General features: G+C 67.8%; 1 pseudogene. It reads right to left on the bottom strand.

Annotation, left to right across the window (positions count from 1 at the left end):
- A pseudogene (locus tag EXE42_RS16455) lies at positions 1-493 on the bottom strand (mandelate racemase/muconate lactonizing enzyme family protein); the annotation flags it as partial.
- Between the last annotated feature and the right edge of the window lie 110 nt (positions 494-603).

The following is a 603-nucleotide window of genomic DNA, read 5'->3' as shown; positions in this document are numbered from 1 at the left end:
CGGCGTACGCCTCGGGCGAGTACGCCTCGGCGTCGGCGTAGGCGGTCGCGCCGTCCTCCACCGCGTACGCCTCGCCGGCGTGGCAGTCGCAGTAGAGCCGGACCTCGTCGCGGTACTTCGAGCCGAGCAGCTGGTAGACCGGGAGCCCGAGGATCTTCCCGGCGGCGTCTAAGAGCGCGATCTCGATGCCCGACGCCGCGGTGACGACCTTCCCGGTCGTGCCGCCGTGGCCCGACATCTCCTGGAAGATGTACCGCACGAGCCGCCCCACGTCGAGCGGGTTCTCGCCGACGAGGAACCGGTTCGTGTACTCGACGAGCTCTGGGATCCCGCCGCCGCGGTACGCCTCGCCGATGCCGGTGACCCCGGCGTCGGTCTCAACCTTGATCAGGTTCCACTCGAAGTTCCCCTCGACGACGCAGGCGTCGAGGCCGGTGATCTGTACGTCTCGGTCCGGGTCGCGGGTGTCGATCTGGTCTGAGTAGTCTCGCATGTGTGTGGTGTTTGTGTTTCGCTGGTATCCCCGAGTCAGTCGTCTCTGAACCGCTCCAGCGCGTCCTCGTCGAGCGGGTCGGAGAGCAGCGGCACGAGCTGCGACTCGAT

Origin of the sequence: Halorubrum sp. SP3, assembly GCF_005435195.1 — an archaeon.
Classification (GTDB): domain Archaea; phylum Halobacteriota; class Halobacteria; order Halobacteriales; family Haloferacaceae; genus Halorubrum; species Halorubrum sodomense.
Note: the sequence above shows the minus strand (reverse complement) of the source record. Positions and strands in the feature narration are given on the sequence as shown.